Annotated in this window: 3 protein-coding genes and 1 pseudogene; 2 read left to right on the forward strand and 2 right to left on the reverse strand. The window is 68.6% G+C overall.

The features are described from left to right. Positions 1-1,349 precede the first annotated feature (1,349 nt). Together KV557_RS37480 and KV557_RS37485 are read left to right on the forward strand one after the other, a co-directional pair. Positions 1,350-1,619: pseudogene (locus KV557_RS37480) on the forward strand (transposase); the annotation flags it as partial. Positions 1,620-1,814: 195 nt separating this feature from the next. Beyond that, positions 1,815-4,481 (forward strand): RICIN domain-containing protein, encoded by a 2,667-nt coding sequence (locus tag KV557_RS37485; protein WP_218206085.1) that lies wholly within the window; start codon positions 1,815-1,817, stop codon positions 4,479-4,481. On the opposite strand, the gene KV557_RS37490 is transcribed toward KV557_RS37485, so the two are convergent. Beyond that, positions 4,402-5,292: a hypothetical protein gene (locus KV557_RS37490; protein WP_218206086.1), complete on the reverse strand. Its 891-nt coding sequence runs from the start codon at positions 5,290-5,292 to the stop codon at positions 4,402-4,404. The genes KV557_RS37485 and KV557_RS37490 overlap by 80 nt on opposite strands. 242 nt (positions 5,293-5,534) lie before the next feature. Further along, positions 5,535-6,771 (reverse strand): tyrosine-type recombinase/integrase (locus KV557_RS37495; RefSeq protein WP_218206087.1); only part of this gene is annotated, 1,237 nt, incomplete at its 5' end.

Raw genomic sequence — 6,771 nt, forward strand, 5'->3', positions numbered from 1 at the left:
CCAGTAGTTCGTTGAGGCGTTGGTTGATGAGACACCGGACGCACTGGCCTGGGTGTGGGTAGTCAGGATCGGTGCAGGTGGGACAGGTGTGCCAGACCTCGGGGGCAGTGCAGTTGGCGCAGAGGGGCCGGGCCAGGGTGCCGGAGGCGATCGCCGCGAGGCGGCCGCAGGCCGAGCACGAAGCCGAGCGGCGCTGGCAGGCAGGACACCATGGTCGGCCGGTGATGGTCCCGCAGGGCTTCTCCTTGGCGCAGATGCTGCAGCTCGACAGCGGCAGAGGTGGACAGTTCGGACAGAGCGGGCCGTCCGGGGTCCGGGTGTCCACGAGGCGGCGACGGCCGCAGTTGATGCAGGACTCCAGGTCCGCCGGGTCGGTGATCAGGCAGTTCGGGCACAACGGTCGGCCTTGGTCGTCGCGCGTGGCCGGCTCGCCTCGGGCTCCGCAGCGTGAGCACTCCTCGATGCGGGAGTGGGCTATGCAGGTGCGGCAGACCCGCTGGCCATCGAGGGCTTGTTGATGCGTACGACTCTGTGGCAGCGGGGGCAGGCAGGCCGCAGGACCCCGGCGATTTCGGCGTCGATGAGATGGTCGATCAGTCGCAGGATCGCGGGGAACGGTGCGAGGTGAGCGTTGCCGGTCAGCAGGGCGCGGGTCCAGTTCGGCGATCACGGACGAACCAGCAGTACACCCAGTCGGGTTGGCTGTGCAGAGTGCCGCCCGGCCTGTCGACAGCTACCGCCCACGGGCGGCCAGCGCACCGTGCCGGGAAAGACCGCAACCAAGGCTTGCGAGTTGGGGCCCAGGCCTGACGCAATCCGATTCATCGTCAGGGAACAACGCAGCCGTCCAAGTTCGCACTTGCGCCCTGGCCGGGAGGAAAAAACCGTTAACACCACTAGCCTACGGGACTCGGCAGCGCGGCTGTCTACCCAGCTGAACGGCCACACCAGCCTCTGGCACCCCGGGGGCCGCCGGGTACTCAGCGACCGGCGACTCGCCGCTCCCCCGCCCTGAGCCGCGCAGGTAACCAACGGCACTGGGTACACCAGGCAGCGGTGCACTGCGCGGACCCACCTGCGCCCAGTCGAGCACGCCGAGCTCTGCGATCACTGAAAGCTTCATCGCAACGATGGCATCCGCAGCAACATCAAGGGCAGTCGCCGATCCATTGCACACGGCAACCAGCTCATGCAGGTGCTCCTTGGTCATCTTCGACCAACGAGCGACCAGCTGTTCGTACGACTTAGAGGCCGCGCAGATAGGCGGGGGTGGGATACCCGGGCAGCGATGCGGGCACAGGTCTCCGCGATCATGGAGTTGCGACGCTCTGTGATCACTGGGGGGACCTGTGCCCGTGCTGCCATCATGGCTGACCGAACCGCTCTGGGACCAATTCGCGGCGCTGCTGCCCGAGCGCCCGACGGTCGATCCGTCCCACCCGCTGGGTTGCCACCGGCCCCGCATCAGCGACCGGATCGTGTTCGACAAGCTGCTGCAGCTTCTGCGGTTCGGCTGCTCCTACCAGGCGATCGCCGACACGACCTGCTCAGCGACCACCGTCCGCAACCGCCGCGACGAGTGGATCCGGCTCGGCCTCTTCGCCCGGCTCAAGCAGGTGGAACGCCGACGCCGAGTGCGCCCACGTCGCCCTGGACGCTGATCAACGCCACCTCACCACGAGGTGACCAGAAAAGGTTTCCGGCTCGCGGCAACCTTTTGCGGCCCCTGCGACCACAAGGGAGTGGATCCGGCCGGCCCGGTGGCCGGATCCACCCGTCCCCTCGTGCACAGGTCGCAAGGAGAACGTCTACCCATGAGCAACCCCACGAACGGCGGGCGCCGCGGGCGTCACCGCCGTCGCCTGAGCGTCACAGCTCTGGCGCTCGGTGTGTCCCTCACCGTCGGGTCGTACTTCGTGTTCGTACACGAGAACTCCCAGGCCGCCGTGACGGTCGACAGCGGTGCCTACTACAGGCTGGTCTCGGTGCGCAGCGGCCAGGTGCTGGACGTCAACGCCTTCTCCACCGCTGATGGCACCCGCATTCAGCAGTGGACCGACCAGAACACCGCCAACCAGCAGTGGAAGCTGAAGTCCGCCGGGGACGGCTACTACGAGCTGGTGAACCGCAACAGCGGCAAGGTGCTGGGCATAGCGGGCGACTCGACGAACCAGGGCGCCGTCACCGAGCAGCAGACGGACCGGTCCGCGCCCTCCCAGCAGTGGCGGATCGGCGACGTGAGCGGGTCCGACGCGGTCACCTTCACCTCCCGCAAGAGCGGTCAGGTCCTGGACGTCACGGGCAACTCCACGGACCAGGGCACGCAGATCATCCAGTGGCCCGGCTGGGGTGGTCCCAACCAGCAGTGGAAGCTGGTGAAGGTGCCCGGTACCGGCACTACGGGGTCCGGATCCGGGTCCGGCGGCGCAGAGGGCTCCGGACCGTATGTGTGGAAGAACGCGCAGGTGGTGGGCGGCGGTTACGTCACCGGGTTGGTGTTCAACCAGAAGGAGAAGGGCCTGCTGTACGCGCGCACCGACATGGGTGGTGCCTACCGGTGGGACACCGGGGCGGAGCAGTGGATCCCGCTGACGGACTTTCTCGGTGAGAAGGACTGGAACCTGCTGGGTATCGACTCGCTGGCCACCGACGCGGTCGACCCCGCCCGGCTCTACCTCGCGACGGGCACCTACACCAACGAGTGGGCGGGCAACGGGGCGATCCTGCGTTCCACCGACCGGGGCCGTTCCTTCGAGCGGATCGATCTGCCGTTCAAGCTGGGCGGCAACGAACCCGGCCGCGGAGCGGGCGAGCGGCTCGTCATCGACCCCGCGAACCACGCCAACCTCCTGCTGGGCAGCCGGAAGAACGGCCTGTGGCGCAGCACCGACTACGGTTCGACGTGGCGCCAGGTCTCGTCGTTCCCGGTGAAGGACGGGGCGGGCAGTGGTGCGGGTATCTCCTTCGTGACGTACGGCCCGGCCGGCAGCAACACCGTCTACGTCGGTGTCAACGACACCTCCACGCCCCTGTACCGCTCGACGGACGGCGGCAGCAGTTGGCAGGCGGTCGCGGGGCAGCCCACCGGGCAGATGCCGCAGCACGGTGTGGTCACCGGTGACGGGTCGCTGTACCTGTCCTACAGCAACAGCATCGGCCCCATGGACGCGACGGCCGGCGCGGTCTGGAAGTACACCCCGTCCGGCGGCGGGTGGAAGAACGTCTCGCCCCCGCAGGGCAGTTACGGGTTCTCCGGTCTGGCCGTCGACCCGCAGAAGCCGGGCACGGTGATGGTCACCACCCTGGACCGGTGGTGGCCCGAGGACGAGATCTACCGCACCACCGACGGCGGCTCCACCTGGAAAGCCCTCGCCGACAAGTCGCAGCGCGACGCCTCCGGCGCCCCTTACGTCGGTACCCACACCGGGCACTGGATGACCGCGCTGGCCATCGACCCCTTCAACTCCGGCCACGTCCTCTACGGCACCGGCAACGCCATCTGGAGCAGCAACGACGCCAACGCCTCCGACACCGGCGCCATCAGCCACTGGGTCTCCGGGGCCCGCGGACTGGAAGAGACCTCGCTGTCGAAGGCGATCGCCCCGCCCGGCGGCGCCACCCTCATCACCTCCATGGGCGACCAGGGCGGCTTCCGCTACGACTCCCCCACCTCCCTCACCCAGGTGCCTTCCGGCCGGATAGCGAACCCGCTGATGAGCAGCAGCAGCGACATCGACTTCGCCGAGTCCAACCCCTCGGTGATGGTCCGCGTCGGCCGTGGCGGCGCCCAGGACGGCGCCTACTCCACCGACGGCGGCCTCAACTGGAACGGCTTCACCGCCAAACCCGTCCCCAGCGCCAACATGGGCCACGTCGCCCTCTCCGCCGACGGCTCCACCATCATCTGGGCCGAGGACGGCCAGGCCCCCTACCGCTCCACCGACAAGGGAGCCCACTGGACCAAGGTCAACGGCCTGGGCACCGACGCCGTCGTCGTCGCCGACCGCTCCACCGCCAACACCTTCTACTCCCTCACCAACGGCACCCTCAGCGCCAGCACCGACGGCGGCGCGACCTTCACCACCCGCACCACCAACCTCCCCTCCGGCCGGCTCGTGGCTGTCCCCGGCATCAGCGGCGACCTCTGGATCTCCGGCGGCGACCGAGGACTGCTCCACTCCACCGACGGCGGCCGCACCTTCACCACCCTCACCACGGTGAAGTCCGCCTCCGCCCTCGGCTTCGGCAAGGCCAAGACCGGCACCGACTACCAGGCCCTCTACCTGATCGGCACCGTCAACAACGTCACCGGAGTCTTCCGCTCCACCGACAAGGGCACCACCTGGATCCGCATCAACGACGACGCCCACCAGTGGGGCGCCATCGGCAGCCTCGGCGTCATCACCGGCGATCCCGACACCTACGGCCGCGTCTACATCGGCACCAACGGCCGCGGTCTCCAGTACGGCGACCCCTCCTGACCCCGACACTCCGCCGCGCTGACTGATGCCCTGCCGGCGCCCTCGATCGAGGGCGCCGGCAGGGCATTCGTCCTGAGACCGCCTGGGGCACCACGATGGCTCGCCGAGGAGACAGGTCAGCTTCCGGCACTTTGCGTACCACCGTGCAGGTTGAACGTGAGGGAAGCGAAATCCCGTCCCTGGATGAGGGGGCCGCTCTGAGTACCACCGTTGATGCTGTTGTGGACGTCGCCCGGGGAGGCGGCCAGCGGTCCAGCGCGTAGGCACGGTCCAGCACGTTGTCCAGGGTGCGGGGACAGCCCCACACCGGCCAGGAGTTCCAGTCGCCCTGGAGGAAGCCGAGCCGCCCGTCCTTGACCATGTTCGACAGCAGCCACCTGAGCTGGTCACCCCGGGCGTGGGGGTTTCCGAAGTTGGCGTGGACGCTGGCGACCGACAGCTTGCCCCTGCTGCTGGCACCGGTGGCAAGGTCGATCAGGTACAGCCTCACCATGGAGGGGCGGTGCCGGATCCCCTCCACGTACGGCACCCACTCGCCGTCCGGCCGGAACACGGTCGGGTCGTAGAAGATCGCATTGCGGGACCCAGGACGGACGTTCGGCTCCTCCACGTACGCCAGGCCCAGCCGCTCGGCGACCACAGCGGCCTGGCCCTCCTGGAGTTCCTGAAGGGACAGCAGGTGCGGGCGGATGCCGCTGTCTCGGGCGCGCCGCTCGGTCAGCGCCAGGAACTCCTCGACCTTCCAGCCGTGCAGCCCGTCCAGTTCCGCCCGGCGCGCGGTGATCCGTTCCAGTACCTCGCGGTCCACCATGCCCGGGAGCGTAGGAGCCTCGGGAGCCGAAACGGACCAGAACCCACGAATACCTCCCTGCCCGACGATCTATACGGCAGACTGCCGCGCGCTACCAGCACGAGCACCCGGGCAAGCAATCACACCAGGCCCGTGACCTGCAACTTCACGATGCACACCACTCAATGCGGGTGGCGCCGATCATCGCAGAGGACTCAGGCCGTGTCGGGCGTATCCCGGAGCATCGCCGGTTGAAGGCGGGGTCATGCGGTGTTCAGGCCAGCGGCCCGGGATGCCCGAGCCAGCGCCCACGGGTTCTGGGCCTTGGCCTTGATCGCCCGGAAGTAGCGCTGCATAGCCTTGCTGTCCTTCGCCCAGTCACCCATCTCGGCGATCTGGTCCTCGGGCACCCCGGCCTCCTTTAGCTCGGTGGCGCCACCGGCCCGCAGACCGTGGGCGGTGACCCTGGCGGCGGTGCGGAGGTTGAGCAGGGCGTTGAAGCCGTGCTCAACGCGCTCCTCTTCGGTGAGGCGGGCGAGTCGGCGCTCGGCGGCCTTGGCACGGGCCTTGACATAGCCGTTGATGGCCTCGCCGCTGAGGAAGGACAGCTCGGTCCATTCCTCGGTGGTCAGGTCGTGGGGATCGGACGGGCTGCAGTCGCTGTGCTGGGGGCAGCTCTGCTTTGTCAGGCGTTGTGCCAGGCGGCCAGCCTTGTCGAGCGCGCGGAAGACCGCCTCGTGCTCGGGCTGGCGGATGCGGCGCCCGTAGTCCAGCCAGGCTCGCATACGGCGGACCGGGCACAGGGTTGGCGCGTCGTCGCGAGCCGGTACCCAGCCTTCGTACACCGAGCCGTCCTTGCGTGTCTTGCGGTCGACCAGGCGCACGTCCATGCCGTCCGCGTGCAGGGTGAGGTGGGTGACGACCAGGCGAGCGAGCTCGATTCGGCGGGTCAGGAGGTGGAATCCGAGGGTCAGGATCGCGGCGTCACGTAGGTCGGCCGGGCGGCCCCGTTCGTCGCAGGCCGCAACCATCTCCTCCAGGTCCGCCTCGCGCACGGCCGGGGACTGCTTCTCAGTGTTGGTCCTGGCCCACTGGGAGCGGAAAGCGGAGATCATCTCCTTGACCTCGATGGTGCCCGGCCGGGTCCGGCCCGGGGTCTTGCGTTCCTGCCAGGTGACGACCGCGGACTTGTAGGCGGAGACGGTGTTCGGGTCATACCGGCCGCTGTTGATCATCCAGCCGACGTACTCGATCAGCGTCGCGGTCGTGCAGGGCAGCGCGACCCGGTCTCGCTCGGCGCACCACTGTTCGAACAGCTTGATCTGGTTGTCGACGTTGCGGCGGGTGTTCGTCGGCCGGGCGTCCCGGTACAGCCGAGCGGTCTCCTCGCTGATGACGAAGTCCCGTGCACTGTAGACCGGTTGAACGAACGGGGAGGGCAGCTCCTGGCCCGCGACCAGCACGGTGTCACGGTTGAAGCCGCTGACGTTCAGGCCCCGG

Origin of the sequence: Kitasatospora aureofaciens, assembly GCF_019192735.1 — a bacterium.
Classification (GTDB): Bacteria; Actinomycetota; Actinomycetes; order Streptomycetales; family Streptomycetaceae; genus Kitasatospora; species Kitasatospora aureofaciens_A.

What these genes read in the sequence shown, in the direction of transcription:
- KV557_RS37485 (WP_218206085.1), top strand. Translation starts at nt 1,815, where the DNA reads ATGAGCAACCCCACGAACGGCGGGCGCCGCGGGCGTCACCGCCGTCGC.
- KV557_RS37490 (WP_218206086.1), bottom strand. Translation starts at nt 5,292, where the DNA reads ATGGTGGACCGCGAGGTACTGGAACGGATCACCGCGCGCCGGGCGGAA.